The organism is Achromobacter sp. Root170, assembly GCF_001428165.1.
Lineage (GTDB): Bacteria > Pseudomonadota > Gammaproteobacteria > Burkholderiales > Burkholderiaceae_B > Achromobacter > Achromobacter mucicolens.
Genome location: NZ_LMHN01000002.1, coordinates 133,758 through 153,683 on the forward strand (window position 1 = coordinate 133,758; position 19,926 = coordinate 153,683).

Here is a 19,926-nt window from a genome sequence, read left to right on the forward strand (position 1 = left end):
GGCGCTTGATGGGCAGGCGATTGGCGTGCGCGCGGCACGCCAGAGGCCCGCGAAATTGAAACGACCCTATTCAGACGCGGTGGCCGCGAACCGCGCCGCCAGTTGATCGCAGTGGCGCGCCAGGATCGCCGCGTCCACGCCCACCGCCGTATACAGGCTTCCCGCAGCCATGTAGCGCCGTGCCAACGTCTCATCCGTGGTCAGCACGCCCGGCGCCTTGCCCGCCGCCCGCACCCGGCGGATGGATTGTTCAACGGCCGCCACCACGTTGGGATGCTGCGGCTCGCCGGGATATCCCAGGCTCGCCGCCAGGTCGGCTGGCCCGATGAACACACCGTCCACGCCGTCCACCGCAATGATGGCGTCAAGATTTTCCAGGGCTTCGCCGGTCTCGGCCTGAACCAACAGGCAAAGCTCTTCCTCGCAACGGCGCATGTAGTCGGGCACGCGTCCGTAACGCGTGGCGCGCATGGTGCCGCTTACGCCGCGCACGCCGCGTGGCGCATAGCGCATGCCGGCCACGGCGCTTTCGGCTTCCGCCGCATTTTGCACGTACGGCAGCAAGAGCGTCTGCGCGCCAATGTCCAGGTATTGCTTGATCTGCACCTTGTCGTTCCACGACGGGCGCACGACCGGATGGCTGCCATATGCCGCCGCGGCCTGCAGCTGCGCCATGACGGTGGGCAACAGCGCCGGCGTGTGCTCGGTGTCGAGCAGCAGCCAATCGAAGCCGCTGGCCGCCACCAGTTCGGTGCTGTTCGGATGGGCAAGCGTGACCCAAAGCCCCGTCTGGTGACGCTGTTCGCGCAGCGCGCGCTTGAACGTATTGATCGGAAGTTCCACGTCTTGTCCTAGGAAAAATGCACCGAAATGCTGCCGAGCTTGCCGTAGTCGGCATGCAGCGTGTCGCCCCGCTTGACTGCGACCGTGCGGGTGAACGACCCCGCCAGCACGATCTGCCCCGCAGCCAGGCCCGTATCGTGCAGGGCCAGCTTGTTGGCCAGCCACGCAATCCCCAGCGCCGGATGCCCCAGGACCGCGGCGGATACGCCCGATTCCTCGATCACGCCGTTCTTCAAGAGCAGGGCGCCCACCCAACGCAGATCCACGTCCATCGGACGCACGGGCCGGCCGCCCAACACGATGCCGGCGCATGCGGCGTTGTCGGCGATGTTGTCGACGATACGGCGCGGATACTTGCTGCGTCCGTCGATCAGCTCCAGCGCCGGCACCACGTAATCCGTGGCATCCAGTACGTCAAACAGGCTCACGTCCGGCCCGCGCAGCGGCTTGCCCAGTACGAACGCCAGCTCCACCTCGACGCGCGGCACGATGAGCTTGTCGGTCGGGATCGTCTCGCCGTCCTGATAGAACATCGTGTCCAGCAGATGTCCGTAATCCGGTTCGTCGATGCCGACGGTGCTTTGCATCGCCTTGGACGTGAGGCCGATTTTGTGGCCGCGCAGTTTGGCGCCCGCAGCCAGCTTGTCGTCAATGATGCGCTTCTGGATCGCGTAGGCGTCCGCGATCTCGATGTCCGGAAAGACCTGGTCCAGTTGCGTGGTGGGCACGCCGCTGCGCTCTGCTTCCAGCAGCAGGCTCGCGGCGCGGTCGCGGTCTTTTTCATTCAGCATGTCGGCTCCTTATGCGGACACGGCCGGTTCATCGGCCACGGGATTGGACAGGACGCCGATGCCGGCGACTTCCACCTCGACCACGTCGCCGGGTTTAAGGAAGCGCGGCGGGGTGAAGCGCACGCCCGCGCCAATCGGCGTGCCGGTCGAGATCACGTCTCCTGGCTTGAGCGTGGTCCAGATCGAGATGTAGCGGATCAGTTCGGCGAACGGGAACATCAGGTTCTCGGTCGTGTCCTGCTGGCGCAGTTCGCCGTTCACGCGCGTGCTGACCGTGAGGGGGGCGGCCGGATCGAACTCATCCGCGGTCACGAGCCACGGTCCCATTGAACCGCTGGCGTCGAAGTTCTTGCCCTGGGTCACATTGAACTTGCCGTGCTTGAGCCAATCTCGCACCGTGCCTTCGTTCAAGCACGTTAGGCCCGCGACGTGGCTCCACGCGTCTGCCGCGACAATGCGGCGGCCGGCCTTGCCGATCACGATGGCGATCTCGCCCTCGTAGTCCAGCTGTTCGGACTCCGGCGGGCGCAGCAAGGGTTCGCCATGTCCCACGAAAGATCCTGGAAAGCGCGGGAATACGCTGGGATAGGCCGGCGGCGCGCTGCCGTCCTGGTATTCCTCGTTGCGCTTGCCGTAGTTCACGCCCACGCAGATGATCTTCTCGGGGGCGGGGATGGGCGGCAGCAGACGCACCTGATCCAGCCGGTGCGTCGCGGGCAGCGACTCGGCCAGGCGCGCCAGCGCAGGCAGATCGCCAGCTTCCAGCGCGGCCTGCAAGCTGTCGTGGCCGTGGCCGTCCAGCGCTACGATCTCGTCCTGGCCGCGCAGCGCGCCAAAGCGCGCCCGGCCATCATGCGTAAAACTGAGCAGTTTCATTCGTCGAATCCAAAAAGGTGCGCGGGGTTGTCGACCAGGATCTTCTTGAGCGTGGCCTGATCGCCGGCATAGCGCGCCAACTGATCGAGCAGCCGGCCTTCGTTGGGCGTGGCTTTCACCGACACCGGATGCGGCCAGTCGCTGCCCCACACCACGCGGTCCGGGTTCGCGGCGATCAGCGCCTGAGCCAGCGGGATCACATCGTCCCAGGGCTCTCCCGTGCGCGAGATCTTCTCCGTCAACGACAGCATCACCCAGAAGTTACCGCGCGAGAGCAGCGACTCCAGCAAGCGTCGCGTGGGGTCGGCGGCGCCCGCGCCCGGGTCCGCCCGGCCCATGTGGTCCAGCAGCACAGGGATGTCCAGGTTCTCGAACTGTGCTGCCTGCGCCATCATGCCGTCAGGTTCGGGCTGGAACTTCGCGTACCAGCCCAGCTCGCGGATGCGTGCGATGGCGCGGTCGAAGACCTTTGGCGCCATGCTGATGCCCAGCCCCTGGCGCGTGAACCGCGCACCGCGCACGCCGGCGTCGTGCAGCTTCTGGATATAGGCGTCGTCGCATTCCGCCAGCACCACGGCATTCGCGCAGCCGCGATACGACGGGCCAGCCGCGGCCAGGCCGTCCAGCACCACCTGGTGATCGGCGCCGTACGTGGTGGCTTGCACGATCACGCCGCGCTGGATGCCCAGCAGCCGGTGCAGGCCCAGCGCCGTCTCGATGGTCGCACTAGGCATCTCATAGGCCGCGCCCGGGCGCACCGGGTAGCGGTCGGCGGGGCCGAACACGTGGAATTGGCTATCGCACGATCCGGGCGGCAGGCGATAGGCCGGCGCGGTCGGGTTGGGATTGAAGGCTTGATATTGCGGCATCGTCCGGCTCCTTTATTCGATCACGGCCACGAAGTCGCACTCGATGAGCTTGTCGCCATCCAGGTCCGCCTGCATGGTGTGACGCGCCGGACGATTCTGCGCATCCGGAAAGGCTTGCAGCCACACCGCGTTCAGTGCCGCGCGCTGGCTGCGATCTCGCATCCACACCGTCATCTTGGCGATGTGATCCAGCGAACCGCCGCCTGCCTGCACGATGCGGCGCACGTGATCGAACATCAGCTCGCACTGGCGTTCCAGCGAGTCGCCATATCCGCCCGTCGCGGGGTCCGTGCCCTGGATGCTGCCGGAGTACAGCATGGGCCCGATCCGGCAGGCGGCGGGAATGGGGTTCTTGTGGCTGAAGCCTTCGGCATAGATGCTGCGTCTGCTCATGGCGTTTTCCGTCTCAGTCGAAGTGTCGGGGAAGGGGGCCGGCGTTGCCGCACCCCGGGATTCAGTGGGCTGCCGGGCTGGCTGCTCAGTTGTCGGGTCAGTTGTCGGCTCTGGCTGCCGCTCAGTTCGCCGTGATGCCGGCGCGCTTGATGATCGGCGTCCACCGCGCATCTTCCGCGGCCAGATAGCGCGTGAATTCTTCCGGAGAGCTGCCGCGCGCCTGTGCGCCCAGATCGTCAAAGCGCTGGATGATCGTCGGCTGCGCCAGGATCGTGGTCAGCGCCTCGCTCAGCTTGTTCAGCACCTCGGGCGGCGTGCCCTTCGGGGCCAGCAATCCAGTGAAGGTCGCCGCTTCCATGCCCGGCACGCCGGCTTCCGCAAACGTTGGCACGTCCGGCATCGATGGCACGCGCTTGGCCGTGGTCACGGCCAGCGCGCGCAACCGGCCTTCCTTGACGTAAGGCAACGCCACCGAAATCTGGTCGAAATTGAAATCCACCTGGCCGCCCAGCAGATCCGTCGTCGCGGGTGCATTGCCCTTGTATTGCGCTGTCGTCCAGCGCGCCCCGGTCAGCGACTGCAGCAGTTCGCTCACCAGGTGATTCGTCGTCCCCGCGCCGGGCGATGCCATGTTCAGCTTGCCCGGCTCCTTCTTGGCCAGCGCCAGCAGCTCTTCCAGATTCTTGGCCTTGAGCTCCGGCCGCACCTGCAACACCAGCGGCGTATAGGACACCGAACTGATCGGCGCAAAGTCCCGGTCCCATTTGTAGGCGTCGCGCTTGAAGATCAGCGGCGAAAACAGCAGGGGACCGTTGGCCGCCATGAACAGCGTGTAGCCATCCGGTTCCGACCGCGCCACCTGCTCGCCGGCAATCATGCCGCCCGCGCCCGGCTTGTTCTCCACGATGAACGGCTGTCCCAGCGCCGCCTGCAACCCCGGCGCGATCAGCCGTGCCGCCACATCCACATTCCCGCCGGGCGGGTAGGGCACAACGATCTTCACGGGTTTGTCGGGCCAGGCGCCGTGCGCCATCGAGGTAAGTACGGTCAGCGCCACTGTGGCGCAGGCGCGGAGCGCGGTGCGGTTCATGGTGAGTCTCCTGTGCGTGTCATCGCGTTTTGTTTGTTTGTTGACACTCTAGGAATTTGCGCCGCGCTGAACAACGGCAATTTTTCAAAAAGGTCCGGATATTGGACTCTTTTGGAACGCTGGGTCAGGCGCTCCTTTCGATCGGCCCCTGCTTCACGGGAAAATGACGCTCGGCGCACGAAGTCCGCAGGGACGCGCCCCTTAAACTGATGTTCAATATCCGGACTACGGAGCGAGACGACCATGCACTTTCCCGCCAGTGACCTGAACCCCGAGCAGACCTACCGCCTGATGAGCGGCATCATCGTGCCCCGGCCGATCGCCTGGATCAGCAGCGTCAACGCCCACGGTGTCGTCAACCTGGCCCCCTTCAGTTGCTACACCTTCGTCTCCAACCAGCCGCCCATGATTGGCGTGAACATCGGCAGAAAGGCCGGCCAGCGCAAAGACACCGGCCGCAACATCATGGACAACGGTCATTTCGTCGTGAACATTGCCGACGAAACGCTGCTGGACCCCTTGCACGAAAGCGCTCAGGAACATCCGCCCGAAGTCAGCGAAGCCGATTTGCTGGGCCTGCCCGTCATCCCCGGCGTGGTGGTCGCCACCCCCCGCCTGGCCGCCGCGCCCATCAGCCTGGAATGCCGGCTGCACAGCGTCACGCCGTTTGGCAACACCGGCGCCGAGTTCTTTGTGGGTGAAGTGGTGATGTTCCACATCCGCGAGGGCCTGATGCAAGACGGCAAGATCGACACCGCAACACTGCGCCCGATCTGCCGCATCGGCGGGCCAAACTATGCATCGCTGGGCGAAATCATCACCAAGCGCGGCATCGCCCAAACGGCAAAGTCCGTCATGAAACCGGAGGCCGCATGAGCGGCTCCGAGGATAAAAGCGCGACCGGCGCCCAGACCGTCCGGCGCGCATTGGCTTTACTGCGGTTGATCGCGTGCGGGCAGGAACGGGGCGTGCGTTTGGTGGACCTGGAGCGCATGTCCGGCCTGAACCGGCCGACCGTGCATCGGCTGCTCAAGACCTTGGTGCAGGAAGAGGCGGTAGAACAGGACCCGGAGACGCGCCGGTATTTGATTGGCCAGGAAATCACCTTGCTCGGGCTGGCGCGAACGCGGCGGTTCCCGTTGTTGACGCTGGCCGATCCCTATATGGCGGAGCTTGCGGATCAAGTCGGGGATACCGTGTTTCTAAGCATCCGGCATGGACATGACTCGATCTGCATTGGGCGCCGCACGGGAAGGCATCCGATACAGGTGTTGTCGATTGAGGTGGGTGTTCGCAGACCGCTTGGGGTGGGGGTCTCCGGGGTGGCGTTGTTGGCCAGCCTGGACGCAGACGAAAGCACGCGGCTGGTCCGCAGTAATGCGGCGCGGTTGGAGGTGTTGGGCGAGCGGGTAGAGGATGTGATCGCGCGGGTCGATGCGGCGCGCCGCGAGGGCTTGGCACATGCGCCCGTGGGCCTGATGCCAGGGACCAGTGCGGTAGCCGTGCCGATCATGTCGGCTAAAGGGGAAGCGCTGGGGGCGATTACGGTGACAGCGATGGCGGAGCGGTTGGGGGCCGGGAGGTTCGGAGAGGTCGTGGACCGGATGAGGCAGGCGGTGGCCGGGATTGCGGCAAGGTGGGGACAGGTATCGGCTCGGGCGTGACAGGCCCGCCCGAAAGGCTGACTAGGCGGCGGCCGGTCTGGCGGCGCGCGTGCGGCGCAGTTCGACCACCTTCTCCGCGCCCACGGCGCGCGCGCGCAGCTGGCCACAGCCGCCGTCCACATCCTGCCCCGCGCTATTCCTGACTTTGGTCAGCACGCCACGGCTGTGCAGATAGCGGACGATTTCGCGGGTGCGCTCGGCATCGGGGCGCTGGTAGGTATCGCCTTCAAGGCTATTGAACGGAATGACGTTGAGCACGCCGTACTTGCCCTTGAGCAAATCCGCGACCGCATCGAGTTCGTCGTCGCCGTCGTTGACGCCCTTGAGCAACGTCCATTGATACTGGATCGGATAGTCGGTGCCGCGAGCATATCGCTCGCCAAGTTCGATCAGTTCTTCCGGCGAAATCCTGGGCGCGCGTGGCAGCAGATGCTCTCGCAACTCGGCTTTGGTCGTGTGCAGCGACAGCGCCAGTGCAGGCTTGACGCGTTGCCGCGGCAGCGCGTCGAACACGCGCTGGTCTCCCACGGTGGAGAACACAAGATTCTTGTGCCCGATATTGCCTTCGGTGCCCAGCAGGTCGATGGCTTCCAGCACGTTGTCGAGGTTGTGTGCCGGTTCACCCATGCCCATGAAGACGACCTTCTTCACCGCACGCTGACGCCGCGCCAGCACGACCTGGGCAAGGATTTCCATGCTGGTGACCTGACGAATCAAGCCGCTCTTGCCGGTCATGCAGAAGCGGCAGCCGACCGCACAACCGACCTGGGTTGACACGCACAGTCCGTCGCGCGGCAACAGCACGCTTTCCACCATCTGCCCGTCGGCCAGTTCGACAAGCAAGCGCGAACCGTCGCTGCCGGCATGTTCGGAGCGGATGCGCGCAAGGCCGTCCAGTTCTGCCGTCAACGCGGGCACGGCATCGCGAACCGCGAGGGGCAGAAAATGCTCCGCGCTACGGCGCCGCGTGCCGGTGTCGAGCGCTTGTCCTTGCAGCCAGACGCGCATGACCCGCCCGCGGTGAACGGGCAGCGCGCCGAGGGCGGCGAGGCGTTGGTCGAAGTCAGAGAAGCGCATGGGGAGCGGATTTTACTTCGGTCGTGGGAATGGGCTGGGGGCGTCTGAGCCCAGCCTTAAAAATCCCCCAGAAATTCCTCGGGGTCGGCTTCGATCTCAGCGATTGATCCCGTCAGTAGCGCGGTGAAGCTTGGCGCCACCCACGTGATCTGATCCGGGTCATGGGTGAATGCGATGATCTGCCCCGGTGTGCCGGATTCGCTCGGGGAGTGGTCGACCATCAGCAGCATCGTTGCGCCGCCAAAGTTGGCGAAGGGGAGCCAGCCCGGGTGAAACCAGCCGTCCCTGATGCGCGCATCGCGCGGTTCCGGTTCCTTATATCCGGCATATCGCGGCGCGCGGTCCGCCATCCGTGCTCGTCCTGCAATCGCCTTTTCCAGCGGCAGAAAATCATAGGCCGTCAGATAGCCCGGACGCATGAATACCGGCACATCGCGCTCGGCCCCATTGGCCAGAAGCCAAGCCTGCCTGGCGTTCGCAGAGATGGGGAAACCAAGTTCCGCCTCGACCGCTTCAAGCCCCGATTCCGCCGCACCTGGGTTGAGGTCTAGCGCGTGGCCATGCGCATCGCACACCGCACGTAGCCGATCAAGATAATGGGAAAAATTCATCGCCGCAGGCGGTCCTTTTCAGTATTACGCAGCTTGCGGCAAGAAAAACCGATCCTTCAATTCCTGCAGCCCGATCCGATCCAGCATCTCGGTCAAGCGCTGCGCGGGCTTGCGCGTCGGCAGGTTTTTATATTGCGCGATGATCAGCTCATTCTTCATCGAATGCTCCCAGCCGACCAGTTCGGTCACGCTGACCTGATATCCGTGCGCCTCAAGCTGCAGGCATCGCAGCACATTCGTAATCTGGCTACCAAACTCCCGCGTGTGCAGCGGATGCCGCCAGATCTCAGCCAACGGATCCGCCAGCGCCTTCGCTTTGTTCTTGCGCAGCACCGAAGCCACCTCGGCCTGGCAGCACGGCACGACCACGATGTATTTGGCTTTCTTCTCCAACGCAAAGTGAATCGCGTCGTCGGTAGCCGTATTGCAGGCGTGCAGGGCGGTCACCACGTCTATCGACGCGGGCAGTTTGTCCGAGGTAATCGACTCCGCCACCGACAGGTTCAGGAACGACATGCCGCCAAAGCCCAGCCGCTTGGCCAGATCTTCCGACGACTTCACCAGTTCTTCGCGGGTTTCGATCCCGTAGATATGGGAGCCGTTCTTCAGCGCCTCGGGCTGATCCTTGAAGAACAGGTCATACAGGATGAAGCCCAGATACGACTTGCCCGCGCCGTGGTCGGCCAGGGTAACGGCGCCGCGTTGGTCTTGGACATCCTTGAGCAGCGGCTCAATGAACTGGAACAGGTGATAAACCTGCTTCAATTTGCGGCGGCTGTCCTGGTTCATCTTGCCGTCGCGGGTCAGGATGTGCAGGGCCTTGAGCAGTTCGATCGACTGGCCGGGGCGGATGTCGTGGGTTTTTTCGGACATGGGGAAAGGCAAAGCGCCCCGCTGGGGCGGGGCGCGTGTATGTGCAGGAAGGACAGTTTAACCCTCCGAGTGTCTGACACCCGTATGCGCAGGCGAGGGAGCCTAAGCGAGCGTACGCGGGTGTCAGACACCGGCTGAATGTAGAGCTGCCCGTCAGACCGTTACAAGCTCCGGCTCACCCAAATTCAGCATCAACCGGTTCGCCCACGCAAAGATCGCGTCCGAATGCAGCAGATCCAGGATCTCGCCGTCATTCAGACCCACATCCTTCAGCGCCTGGATGCTGGCCGCGTTGACGTCGGCCTGCGCCTCGGTAATCTGGATCGAGAACTTCCCAATCGCCTGTTCACGCTTGGTCGTGCCAGCCGTGACCGGATTCTCAAACACCTGCCCAATCACGTCATTGCGCTTGGCCAGTTGCTCGAACCGCTGCGCGTGCACCGACGCGCAGTACACGCAGCCGTTCACGCGCGACACCACGGTGGCGCCCAGTTCGCGCTCGGCGCGCGACAGGCCGCCCGGCGCGTACATGATGGCGTTGAAGGCCGTGGAGCGTTGGCGCAGGATTTCGGGCTGGTGGACCAGGAAGAGGTAATAGTCCGAGACCTTGGCCTTGGGGTGGCTTTCTTCCAGGACGGCGATCTGTTCGGGCGTGGCGGTGTCGACGTTGACGACGTCAAGCCACGCCTTCCATTCCAGGACCTCGTTGGTGAAGCCATGGGCCTTGATGACGGCGCCGGGTTCGGTGTTGCCGGGGTTGATCACGGCCGTGGCATCGGCGGCAGCAGCGCCAGACCCCAGGCTCTCAGCCGCTTTCATCGCGACCAATCCGGCCACCAGGCGCGTCTGATACGACAGGAACGCGATCAGTTGCGACAGCGTGACGACGGCCGGGGTGGACACCCCCGCAGCCGGCAGCGTCTTCAATGCGGCTTCGTCGCCTTCGACCGGCTTTTCGATCAGCTTGCGGGTGAATTCCAGGATGGCGGCCAGGCGGGGGTCGGCGGCATCGGCCGGCTTGCCGGATTCGGCGACGGCGATGTCCGCGGCCGGCACGCCGGCCTCAACTGCACGGGCGCGATAGTGCGCGGCCAACAGCGGCGACGGCGTGATGCGCGTGGCGTACAGCGCGACCAGAAGGCGGTCGGCCAGCGGCAGGCCGGGCAGGGCGGGGTCGAAGAGGGCGTCGTAGCTGCCTTGCGTGGCGGCGGCGACCTTGTCGCGCTTGTGGCGCACGTCAAAGGTCTGGGTGCCGGGCGCCAGGCCCACGAGCTGGTCGACGATGTCTTTGCTGATGTCGTAGACGATCGGTTGTTGTGCCATTGAGGAGGTCTCCTAAAGTTTCGTTCAGCGGACGTTGCCCGAGGCATCGTTCGCGGTCGCTACCGGCTTGCCAGCCGCCGCGCCCTTGGCCTTTACCGCCGCGTCCAGGAACGTCTTCACGCCTTCCCAGGATTCCTGGTCGGCGCGGGCGTTGTCCTTGGGGTTGCCGCCGCTGGTGCTGATCTTGCCCGACACGGGGTGGGCATACACGAGCTGGGTGGTGGGCACGTAGGGGAACAGGATCGAGTGGCCTCCGTTCTCGTAGTCCAGCCACTGGACCGGGTACGGGTGCCGCACGTCGGTCAGCTTGTCCTGCACCATCTTCGAGTACAGGCTGGACGGCCACGAGCCGTCGTCGGTGCCGGACAGCAGCATGACCGGGCCTTCGATGTCTTCCACGCGGATGCGCGCGCGCGCCACGGCGTCCGGGTCCTGCAAGGCCGTCAGGATGGCTTTCTCGTGGCGATGGGGCGCGGGGCCTTCATCGAACGGGGCCCAGGTGGCCGTGCGGTTGTTTTCCCAGACGTGGGGGATGGGCTTGCCGCCCAGCAGCCAGGTCGGGCCTTCGCGGCCGATCTTGGGGTCGCAGGCGTTCTGGCCGCTGTGCACGACGGCGCCAGGCACGTAGGCGACGACGGCCGACACTTCCTTCGGGAAGGTGGCGCCCAGCAGCAGCACCAGCTCGCCGCCGCGCGACTGGCCGCTGATGGCGACGAAGTCGTGCAGCGGCTGGACCGTCTTGCGCAACCAGCGCAGGCCCGTCTGGAAGTACTCCAGCGGGGTGTTGGAAATGTAGTCCGACAGGCCGGGCGCCTTGAAGTACGCCAGCGCGAAGGCGGCGTAGCCGCGCGAGGCGTACAGGGCGGCGCGCGGTTCGTTGATGCCGCCGCCGGACCCGTTCAGGATCATGACGGCGGGATGCGATCCCGGGGCGCTGCCGGCGGGCAGGTACAGGGTGCCGACCAGGCCTTCCTCGCGGACCTCGACGCGTGTGACGCCGTCAGCCGCCAGGCGTTGCGTGAAGCTGCCGCGCGCCTCGGCGCCTTCGACGCGGACCACCACCTCGGTGACAAGGGCATCGGTCACCGGCTGGTTGAAGTACTCGCGGCTCTTGCCGTCATCGGGAGACTGCGCCCAGATCAGCCCCATCGGGGCCAGGCCGGTGTAGTCGCCCGAGACGGGCGCGTCGCGGGTCAGGTCGACGGCGCCGTCCTCGCCTGCCGTGTAGGCGGCCTGGGCTTGCCAGAGCACGCCGTTGCGGCGGGTGAGGGCGGTGATCTCGACGGTGGCGCCGGGCGCGACGTGTTCGACGCGGATCTGGCGCGGGACGTCGATCAGGGCGTCCGCGGGGCTGATGTGCAGGGTCGGCGCCATGGCTTACTTGTCCGAGACCTTGGTGACCATCATGGCGGCCGTGCGGTCGCTGGTCATCGGGGTAACCTTCAGACCCTTCTTGGTGGCCCAGATGTTCTTGTAGTGGAACAGCGGGATGATGCCGACGTCGTCGGACACGAGCTTGACGGAGTCGCGCAGGATGGCTTCACGCTTGGCCACGTCGAATTCCGAGGTGGATTGCTCCAGCGCTGTGTCGACCTTGGGGTTCGTGTAGTGTCCCCAGTTGGAGGCGCCCAGGCCCTTCTTGGCGTCGACGGTGGCCAGGATGTTGACCAGCGCGTAGCTGGCTTCGCCGGTGCCGTTGCCCCATGCCAGCATGCTGACGGCGAATTCGTTCTTGTTGGCGCGGCCCGAGTACACGGCCCACGGCACGACTTCCACCTGGGTCTTCACGCCAACGCGGGTCCAGAACTGCGCCACCGCCTGGGCCGTTTCCGGGCCTTGCGGGTAGCGGTCATTGGGCACGTGCATGGTCAGCTTGAAGCCGTCGGGAAAGCCCGCTTCGGCCAGCAGCTTCTTGGCTTGCGCGACGTCGTTGGGGATGTCCTTGATCTCGGGGTTGTAGCCGAAGGTACCCTTGGGCATCCACTGGTTGGCTTCCGTGGCGGCGCCTTGCAGGATGCGGTCGGCGATGGCCTTGCGGTTGATGGCCAGGTTCAGCGCCTGGCGCACGCGCACGTCCAGGAGCGGGTTCTTGTCCAGCGGCTTGCCGTTGTTGTCGGTGATGTACTGGTTGGGCGCGGGGTTGAAGCTGGGTTGCAGCAGCATGACGCGCAGGCCGTCGTACGGGTAGACGGAGATGTTGGCGGCCTTCTCCAGCTTGGCCAGATCGGACACCGACACCTTGTCGATCACGTCCACGTCGCCGGCCAAGAGCGCGGCGGTGCGGGCGGCGGCGTTGTTGATGTAGCGGTAGTTGACCTTTTCCCAGATCTGCTTGTCACCCCAGTAGGCGTCGTTGCGTTCCATCAGGACGCGGTCGCCGGGCGTGTAGGAGACAAACTTGTAGGGGCCGGTGCCGACCATGGCCTTGCCCGAGTTGTAGTCTTCGGTCGAGGACTTTTCGCCCACGTGCTTGCTGACGACGTGGATGGACGCCAGGTTCAGCGGCAGGTCGGGGTTGGGGGCCTTGGTCTTGATGATGAGGGTCAGCGGATCCTTGGCGGTCATCGTGTCGATGGTGCGCAGGTAACCCGCGTAGGTGGCGACGCTGCCCGGCACGCCGCGGGCGCGGGTGTAGGAGTAGATCAGGTCGTCGGCGGTGAACGGCGTGCCGTCCTGCCACTTGACGCCTTCGCGCAGCTTGAATTCCCAGGTGGTGTTGTCCAGCGGCTTCCAGCTCACGGCCAGGCCCGGCTGCAGCTTGTTCCACTTGTTCTCGATCAAGAGGTCCCAGAAGTGCAGGGCCACCGAACGGTCGCCGGCGTGGTTGTTCAGCTGCGGGTCCAGCGACGACAGCGGGTCGGCAAAGCCGATCGACAGGTTGTCCGCGGAGGCGGCGGCCGAGGCGCCCAGGATGGCGGCGGTGAGGGTCGAGAGAATCAGGCGTTTCATTGTCCGGGATCCTTGGTGAAGGGGGAACGGTGTGGGTCCAGCGGCCGCGGCGGTCGTGCCGCGGCCAGTGATCGTCAGGCCATGTCGTTCAGGTGACAGGCGCTCAGGTGGTTGATGGCGATTCCCTTCAACGTGGGAACCTCGGTCTTGCAGCGCGGCATCGCGTGCGGACATCGCGGATGGAAATGGCAGCCGGTGGGCGGATTGAGCGGGCTGGGAATCTCTCCCTTGATCGCGGTGAACGTCTTGTGGCGCGATTTCAGGCTGGGGATTTCGGCCAGCAGGGCTTGCGTGTAAGGGTGGTTGGGACGCCGGAAGACTTCTTCCACCGTCGCCGTTTCCACGACTCGGCCCAGGTACATGATGACCACGCGATCGGACAGGTGTTCGACCACGCCCAGGTCATGGCTGATGAACAGATACGTCAGGTTCAGTTCTTCGCGCAGGTCCATGAACAGGTTCAGGATCTGCGCCTGGATCGAGACGTCCAGCGCGGCCACGGCTTCGTCGCAGACCAGCATGGACGGCTGCACCGCCAGCGCGCGGGCGATGCCGATGCGCTGGCGCTGGCCGCCGCTGAACTGGTGCGGGTAGCGCTGGCGCAGCGACGGGTCCAGGCCCGCGCGTTCCAGTTGCGCGCTGACGTAGTCGTCGAAGTCGCCGTTGCCGACCAGGCCGTGGATGCGGGCGGCCTCGCCCACGATCTCGTCCACGCGCAGGCGCGGGTTGAGACTGGCGTAGGGATCCTGGAAGATCATCTGCACTTTCAGGCGCGCGGCGTGGGCCTGGGCCGGATTCATGTCGGCGGGGCGCACGCCATTGATGCGGACCTCGCCGCCCGAGGGCGTGAGCAGGCCCGCCGCGATGCGGCCCAGCGTGGACTTGCCGCAGCCGGATTCACCGACCAGGCCGACCACCTCGCCGGGATTCACGATCAGATCGACGTGGTCCACGGCGCGCGTGATGGCGGGCGGCTTGGACAGGCCCAGCGACTGCATGGCGCGGCCGGCGGCGCCGACCTTGCGTTCGCCAAAGCGCTTGCTGACCTGACGCAGGTCGATCAGCGGCGCGGGGGCGTTGGCAGCGAAAGTGGCGCTCATGCCGCCACCTCGCGGTGGATCTGAATGGAAGGATGAAAGCAGCGCACGTTGTGTTGGGGTAAGGCTTCGGTGATGCCGGGTTGCTGGCCGCAGGCGGCGGTGGCGCGCGAGCAGCGCGCCGAGAAGGCACAGCCGGCCGGCAGGTGCAGCAGGTTCGGCGTCATGCCGGGAATCTGGCGCAGGCGCTGGCCGCGCGCATTGTTGCTGGGCAGGCTGTCGATCAGGCCCACGGTGTAGGGGTGCTGCGGACGGTCCAGCACGTCGTCGACCTTGCCGTGTTCGACGATGCGCCCGGCATACATGACGGCCACTTCGTCGGCAAGGCCCGCCACCACCGACAGGTCGTGGGTGATCCAGATAAGGCTGGTGCCGTGCTGCTGAGCCAGCTTCTGCACTTCGGACAGGATCTGCGCCTGGATGGTGACGTCCAGCGCGGTGGTCGGTTCGTCGGCAATGATGAGGTCCGGCCGGTGCAGCATGGCAATGGCAATCGCCACGCGCTGGCGCATGCCGCCCGACAGTTGGTGCGGATAGGCGAGCAGGCGTTCCTCGGGGCTGGGAATGCCCATCATGCCCAGCGTGTCGCGTGCCAGGATGCGGGCCTGGGCGCTGCTCATCTTGTTATGCGCGCGCACCGTCTCGATCATCTGCACGTCCACCCGCAGCACGGGGTTCAGCGTCATCATCGGATCCTGGAAGATCATGGCGATGCGGTTGCCCTGCAGGCGGCGCAGTTCGCGCGGGGGCAGCGTGGTCAGGTCGCGGCCCTGGAACAGGACCTGGCCGCCCACGATGCGGCCGGGCGCGTCGACCAGACCCATGATGGAAAAGCCCGTCACGGACTTGCCCGAGCCGGATTCGCCGACCAGGCCCAGGATCTTGCCGCGTGGCAAGGTGAAAGAGACGTCGTCCACGGCGGGCAGCACGCCCGCGCGGGTGTGGAAGTGCGTGCGCAGGTTGCGCACTTCAAGCGTGGCCGGCGCGCCAGCCGAGGCAGAGCGGTCGGTCATTTGTGGGTCCTCGGGTTCAGCACGTCGCGCAGGCGGTCGCCCACCAGGTTGATCGCCACGATGGTGATGAGCAGCGCGATGCCGGGGTAGAAGCTGATCCAGTATTCGCCGGACAGCATGTATTGGAAGCCGTTGGAAATCAGCAGGCCCAGCGACGGTTCGGTCACGGGCACGCCCAGTCCCAGGAAGCTCAGCGTGGCTTCCAGCGTGATGGCGCGCGCAATCTGCAGCGTGCCGATGACGATCAGCGGCGGCAGGCAGTTGGGCAGGATGTGCTTCAACATGATCCGCCAGTTGGGAATGTCCAGGCAGCGGGCGGCCTCCACGTATTCGCGGCGGCGCTCGACCAGGGCCTGGCCGCGCGCGGTGCGGGCGTAGTAGGCCCATTCCAGGATCACCAACGTCAGCACCACGTTGCCCACGCCCTTGCCCAGATAGGCCAGGATCATCATCGCGACCAGGATCGACGGGAACGACAGGATCAGGTCCACGAGGCGCATGATGAAGGCGTCGACCTTGCCGCCGGCGTAGGCGGCCAACAGGCCCAGCAGCGTGCCGATGATGCCGGCGATCAACGCCGAGCCCACGCCCACCATCAGGCTGATGCGCAGGCCATACAGGATGCCCGACAGCAGGTCGCGGCCCTGGCCGTCGGTGCCCAGCCAGTAGTGGAACGTGTCCAGGCCATTCATGGAACCCGGCGGCAGGCGCGAATCCAGCACGTCGATCTGCAGCAGGTCATAGGGATTCTGCGGCGAGATCCACGGCGCCAGCACGGCGGCCAGGATCAGCAGGGTGGCGACAACCAGGCCCAGCACGGCCGTCTTGGACGACATGAACTCGGCAAGGTTGCGGCGCCACGGCGACTCGCGGCGCAGGGCGGGCGCCTGCGCGGTTTGGGATACGGAACTCATGCCGTGGCCTCCAGCCGCACCCGGGGGTCCAGCACTTTGTACAGAATGTCGACGATCAGGTTCAGCGTCACGAACAAGCACACCACCACGATCAGATAGGCCACGATCACGGGGCGGTCCAGCGCGTTAAGGCTGTCCAGGATCAGCTTGCCGGCGCCGGGCCACGCAAAGATGCTCTCGGTGATGACGGCAAATGCGATGGTCGAGCCCAGCTCCAGGCCCAGCACCGTCACCAGCGGAATCATGGTGTTGCGCAGCACGTGCACACAGACCACGCGAAACGGCGACAGGCCCTTGGCGCGCGCGAACTTCACGAAGTCCAGCGGCATCACGTCGCGCACGCCGGCGCGGGTCAGGCGGATCACCAGGGATATCTTGAAGAGCGACAGGTTCAGCGCCGGCAGGATCAGGTGGCGCCAGCCGTCGGCCGTGAGCCACGACCACTGAAAGCCCAGGAACTCCACCGTCTGGCCGCGGCCGCTGGCGGGCAGCCAGCCCAGCGACACGCTGAACGCCATGATGAGCATCAGCGCCACCCAGAAGGTGGGCAACGAGAAGCCGACGATGCTGCCCGCCATGATCATCTTGGCCGCGCGGCTGTCCGGATACAGCCCCGCAAACAGGCCCAGCGGCAGGCCGATGATGACCGCAAAGGACAGGGCGGTGATGGCCAGTTCGAGCGTGGCCGGCAGGCGCTGGATCACCAGTTCGATCGCCGGGATGTTGTAGACGAAGCTGTTGCCCAGGTTGCCGTGCAGCGCGCCGTTCAGGAAGGCCAGGTATTGCTGCCAAAGCGGCTTGTCCAGCCCCAGTTCGGCGATGATGCGCGCGCGGTCCACCTGGTCCACGTCCTGGCCGATCAGGATGTCCACGGGGTTGCCAATGGCGTGCAGGCCCACGAAGACGATCAGCGTCATCAGGAACACGACCACCGCGGCCTGCGCCACGCGGCGTAGCAGCCATGCGGTCATTGCGCGGTCTCCGCCTGCGAAGCCGTGGCCGGCGCGGCGGCCGGCGTCCACTCGTCACCGAACACTTCGGGCTCCGAGAACGCTTCCATGTTGGCGTAGTGCGTGACCACGTCTTCGCGGTAGAACAGGCCGGCAATGCCTTGCGCCAGGCGCTTGGCGCCTTCGCTGATGGCGGGGATGTCGCCCGAGATCGTGCCGTGCGTCAGCGCGGCGGGGTACGAAAAACAGTGCACGCGATCCAGGCCCGGGCAGGCGCCGGGGACCTTCTCCTGCAGTTCGAACACCGGTCCCAGATCGGGCGAGTCATGCAGTTCCTGGTCTTCCTCGCCGGGCGGCGGCGTGTAGCGGTCGCCCCAGGCGCGCACGTGAGGTGCCAGCGGCGCGAACTCCGGCCGCACGGTCCAATCGATGCGAAAGCCCGTGGAGAAGATCAGGAAGTCCAGCACGAACACGCCCTTGGGCGTGGTGACGTGGATCTCGTCATCGATCAGGGCCAGGTCCAGCACGCCACAGCCCAGGTTGAAGAACGCATTGGGATGGCGCGACACGCGCAGCGTGCTGCCGCGCGGGGGCGGCACTTGCGCGGCGTTGATGTAGTGGCGGATCTTCCACTTCCATTCGTCCGGCAGCGTCAGGTGGCCGTGGGTCAGGCCCGGGTTGCCCGCGCCCTTGCCCTTGTTGATGCGCGGGATGTCGTTGCGGCGGATCAGCAGGTCGACGCTGGCGGCGCCGGCTTCCAGCGCGGTCGCCGCGCTGTCCATGGCGGACGCGCCCGCGCCCACGACGCCGACGCGCTTGCCGGCCAGCGTGTTGTAGTCCATCACGTCGGACGAATGCGCCCAGCGGTCGCGCGGCAGCTTCTTTGCAAAGTCGGGCACGTATGCACCGCCCAAGCCGTCGCGGCCGGTGGCGAGCACGACGCGGCGAGCCAGGACGGTCGTGCGTCCGGCCGGCGACTGGATGTCCAGCTCAACTAGCTGATCGGCGCGCGGCTGCACGGACAGGATGCGGTGTTCATTGCGCACGTCCAGGTTCAGCACGCGGCGGTACCAGCGCAGATAGTCCATCCATTGCAGGCGGGGGATCTTGTCCAGGGCTTCCCAGGCCTCCTGGCCGAATTGCGCCTCGAACCAGGCGCGGAAGGTCAGTGCGGGCAGGCCAAGCGCGGGACCGGTCAGTTGCTTGGGCGAGCGCAGCGTTTCCATGCGGGCCGTCGTGGCCCACGGGCCTTCGTAGCCTTCAGGCGCCTGATCGAAGATCGGCGCATCGATGCCCAGGTGCTTCAGAGACGCTGCTGCGGCCAGGCCGGCCATGCCGCCGCCGATGATCGCCACATCCAACACCTGCTGGCCGTCGACCAGCCGGGGCGTCACCCAGTTCTTGGCGGGGATTTCCAGCCAGGAGAGGTCTTGCCGAAGGCGCGCCTCCAGGGCGGGCAGGCCTTGCGGCGGGGTGGCGAGGGGCAGATTCATGATGCGGGTGTTTCCAAGACAGGGGTGTCATCGCCGTAGATCGACTGCAGCAGCGCCGAATGCTCGGACGCGTCGTGCAGCACAAAGCCGGGCAGCAGGTCTGCGGCGGCTTCGGCCAACGCGTCGGCCATCGCCCGGCAGGCGGGCGACAGCGCTTGCGACTGCGGGGTGATGACCCCAAAGAAGAAAGGGATGTCCAGATCGATGGGACGGATCGCCACGCCCGCCATCGGCGAACCATAGGCGGTCACGGGTTCCAGCACCGATACGCCCAGGCCCGCGCGGACCGCGGCCAGGGCGTTGACGGACGAATTGGTTTCGATGGTGCCCAGCGCCTGCACGTTGTGCGCGAGCGCCGCGTCCAGCCGGCGGCGCAGGCGATAGGGGTTGGCCATGGTGATGAGGCGGCGTCCGGCCAGCGCCGATACCGGCACCACGGCGTGGCGCGCGGCGGGATCGTCTTCGGGCAATGCCGCCACGCAAGGCGCCTGTGCAATCCAGTGCACGGTCAGGCCGCGGTGCTCCAGCGGCAGGCTGGTCGCGCCCAACTGCGCGGCGCCCGACAGCACGGCATGCACCACGCGCTCGGGCGAGGCGCTGCGCAACTGCACGCGGGTGGGCCCAAGCCGGTCTTCGATGCGTTTGAGGGCGGCCGGCACCAGGCCAGCGGCAAGGGCGGAAGTGGCAGCCATCAACAGCGGCTGCGCCTGGCCGCGCGCAATTTCGTCGGCCCGGCTGCGGATCTGCTGCAGGCTGGACAGCGCGCGTTCGACGTCGTCGTAAAGCAGGAAGCCCTGTTCGGTGGGCGTCACGCGCGGACCGCTGCGGTTGAACAGGGGATAGCCGATTTCGGCCTCCAGTTCCTGCAGCAACCGGCTGATCGCAGGCTGCGAGCGTCCCAGCAGCCGTCCGGCCGCGGTGACGCTGCCGGTGGACATGACGGCCGCGAAGGCCTCGAGTTGACGAAGTTCCATTGGTCTTGATTTATGCCAAGGACGAATTCTGGCCGCTCGAGTATGCGCTTTGCAAATAATAAAAGCGCATAAGCAAATTCCCTAATGGGGTTTTCCTTAGGGAATTTGATAACTTCGCGTTATTTC

20 protein-coding genes are annotated in these 19,926 nt (G+C 65.9%); 2 read left to right on the forward strand and 18 right to left on the reverse strand.

Going from position 1 to position 19,926, the window contains the following annotated elements; genetic code table 11:
• Nucleotides 1-66 precede the first annotated feature (66 nt).
• From ASD87_RS06960 to ASD87_RS06985, 6 genes are all read right to left on the reverse strand, one after another.
• On the reverse strand, nt 67-843 hold the full coding sequence (locus ASD87_RS06960) for an aldolase/citrate lyase family protein (RefSeq protein WP_056319127.1): 777 nt from the start codon (nt 841-843) through the stop codon (nt 67-69).
• 8 nt (nt 844-851) lie between these two features.
• Nucleotides 852-1,634, reverse strand: a complete 783-nt coding sequence (hpaH, locus tag ASD87_RS06965) for a 2-oxo-hept-4-ene-1,7-dioate hydratase (protein ID WP_056319129.1) — start codon at nt 1,632-1,634, stop codon at nt 852-854.
• A 9-nt stretch (nt 1,635-1,643) separates the two neighbouring features.
• The gene (locus ASD87_RS06970; protein ID WP_056319131.1) at nt 1,644-2,510 is read right to left on the reverse strand and encodes a fumarylacetoacetate hydrolase family protein; all 867 of its coding nucleotides are present in this window, start codon (nt 2,508-2,510) and stop codon (nt 1,644-1,646) included.
• Nucleotides 2,507-3,379, reverse strand: a complete 873-nt coding sequence (locus tag ASD87_RS06975; protein WP_056319133.1) for an amidohydrolase — start codon at nt 3,377-3,379, stop codon at nt 2,507-2,509. The genes ASD87_RS06970 and ASD87_RS06975 overlap by 4 nt, the downstream gene beginning before the upstream one ends.
• 12 nt (nt 3,380-3,391) lie before the next feature.
• A complete protein-coding gene (locus tag ASD87_RS06980; protein ID WP_056319137.1) occupies nt 3,392-3,772 on the reverse strand; it encodes a RidA family protein in 381 nt (126 codons plus the stop codon).
• 121 nt (nt 3,773-3,893) lie between these two features.
• On the reverse strand, nt 3,894-4,862 hold the full coding sequence (locus ASD87_RS06985) for a tripartite tricarboxylate transporter substrate binding protein (protein ID WP_056319140.1): 969 nt from the start codon (nt 4,860-4,862) through the stop codon (nt 3,894-3,896).
• A 243-nt stretch (nt 4,863-5,105) separates the two neighbouring features.
• Between ASD87_RS06985 and ASD87_RS06990 the strand changes: the two genes are divergently transcribed.
• Entirely contained in the window at nt 5,106-5,738 is a 633-nt protein-coding gene (locus ASD87_RS06990) for a flavin reductase family protein (protein WP_056319142.1), read from the forward strand.
• Entirely contained in the window at nt 5,735-6,526 is a 792-nt protein-coding gene (locus ASD87_RS06995; RefSeq protein WP_056319144.1) for an IclR family transcriptional regulator, read from the forward strand. The genes ASD87_RS06990 and ASD87_RS06995 overlap by 4 nt, the downstream gene beginning before the upstream one ends.
• Before the next feature lie 21 nt (nt 6,527-6,547).
• Here the strand turns inward: ASD87_RS06995 and ASD87_RS07000 are convergent, their stop codons facing one another.
• From ASD87_RS07000 to ASD87_RS07055, 12 genes are all read right to left on the reverse strand, one after another.
• On the reverse strand, nt 6,548-7,603 hold the full coding sequence (locus ASD87_RS07000) for an RNA methyltransferase (protein WP_056319148.1): 1,056 nt from the start codon (nt 7,601-7,603) through the stop codon (nt 6,548-6,550).
• Nucleotides 7,604-7,659: 56 nt separating this feature from the next.
• Nucleotides 7,660-8,214, reverse strand: coding sequence for an SMI1/KNR4 family protein (locus tag ASD87_RS07005; RefSeq protein ID WP_082586217.1), 555 nt, complete (start codon nt 8,212-8,214; stop codon nt 7,660-7,662).
• A gap of 24 nt (nt 8,215-8,238) precedes the next feature.
• Entirely contained in the window at nt 8,239-9,087 is an 849-nt protein-coding gene (locus ASD87_RS07010) for an SAM-dependent methyltransferase (protein ID WP_056319153.1), read from the reverse strand.
• A gap of 153 nt (nt 9,088-9,240) precedes the next feature.
• Nucleotides 9,241-10,410 (reverse strand): CMD domain protein, encoded by a 1,170-nt coding sequence (locus ASD87_RS26545; protein ID WP_082586218.1) that lies wholly within the window; start codon nt 10,408-10,410, stop codon nt 9,241-9,243.
• Between the two features lie 24 nt (nt 10,411-10,434).
• Nucleotides 10,435-11,784 carry an acyl-CoA thioesterase/bile acid-CoA:amino acid N-acyltransferase family protein gene (locus ASD87_RS07020; protein ID WP_056319155.1) on the reverse strand — a complete coding sequence of 450 codons (1,350 nt, stop codon included), beginning with the start codon at nt 11,782-11,784 and terminating at the stop codon, nt 10,435-10,437.
• A 3-nt stretch (nt 11,785-11,787) separates the two neighbouring features.
• Nucleotides 11,788-13,359, reverse strand: a complete 1,572-nt coding sequence (locus tag ASD87_RS07025; protein ID WP_056319159.1) for an ABC transporter substrate-binding protein — start codon at nt 13,357-13,359, stop codon at nt 11,788-11,790.
• A 74-nt stretch (nt 13,360-13,433) separates the two neighbouring features.
• Nucleotides 13,434-14,459, reverse strand: coding sequence for an ABC transporter ATP-binding protein (locus ASD87_RS07030; protein ID WP_056319163.1), 1,026 nt, complete (start codon nt 14,457-14,459; stop codon nt 13,434-13,436).
• Nucleotides 14,456-15,469, reverse strand: coding sequence for an ABC transporter ATP-binding protein (locus ASD87_RS07035; protein WP_056319166.1), 1,014 nt, complete (start codon nt 15,467-15,469; stop codon nt 14,456-14,458). The genes ASD87_RS07030 and ASD87_RS07035 overlap by 4 nt, the downstream gene beginning before the upstream one ends.
• Nucleotides 15,466-16,383 (reverse strand): ABC transporter permease, encoded by a 918-nt coding sequence (locus ASD87_RS07040; RefSeq protein ID WP_056319169.1) that lies wholly within the window; start codon nt 16,381-16,383, stop codon nt 15,466-15,468. The genes ASD87_RS07035 and ASD87_RS07040 overlap by 4 nt, the downstream gene beginning before the upstream one ends.
• A complete protein-coding gene (locus tag ASD87_RS07045) occupies nt 16,380-17,354 on the reverse strand; it encodes an ABC transporter permease (protein ID WP_056319244.1) in 975 nt (324 codons plus the stop codon). Before ASD87_RS07045 ends, ASD87_RS07040 begins: the two co-directional genes overlap by 4 nt.
• Nucleotides 17,351-18,826, reverse strand: coding sequence for an NAD(P)/FAD-dependent oxidoreductase (locus ASD87_RS07050; RefSeq protein WP_056319171.1), 1,476 nt, complete (start codon nt 18,824-18,826; stop codon nt 17,351-17,353). Before ASD87_RS07050 ends, ASD87_RS07045 begins: the two co-directional genes overlap by 4 nt.
• The gene (locus ASD87_RS07055; RefSeq protein WP_056319174.1) at nt 18,823-19,800 is read right to left on the reverse strand and encodes a LysR family transcriptional regulator; all 978 of its coding nucleotides are present in this window, start codon (nt 19,798-19,800) and stop codon (nt 18,823-18,825) included. The genes ASD87_RS07050 and ASD87_RS07055 overlap by 4 nt, the downstream gene beginning before the upstream one ends.
• Nucleotides 19,801-19,926: the final 126 nt, after the last annotated feature.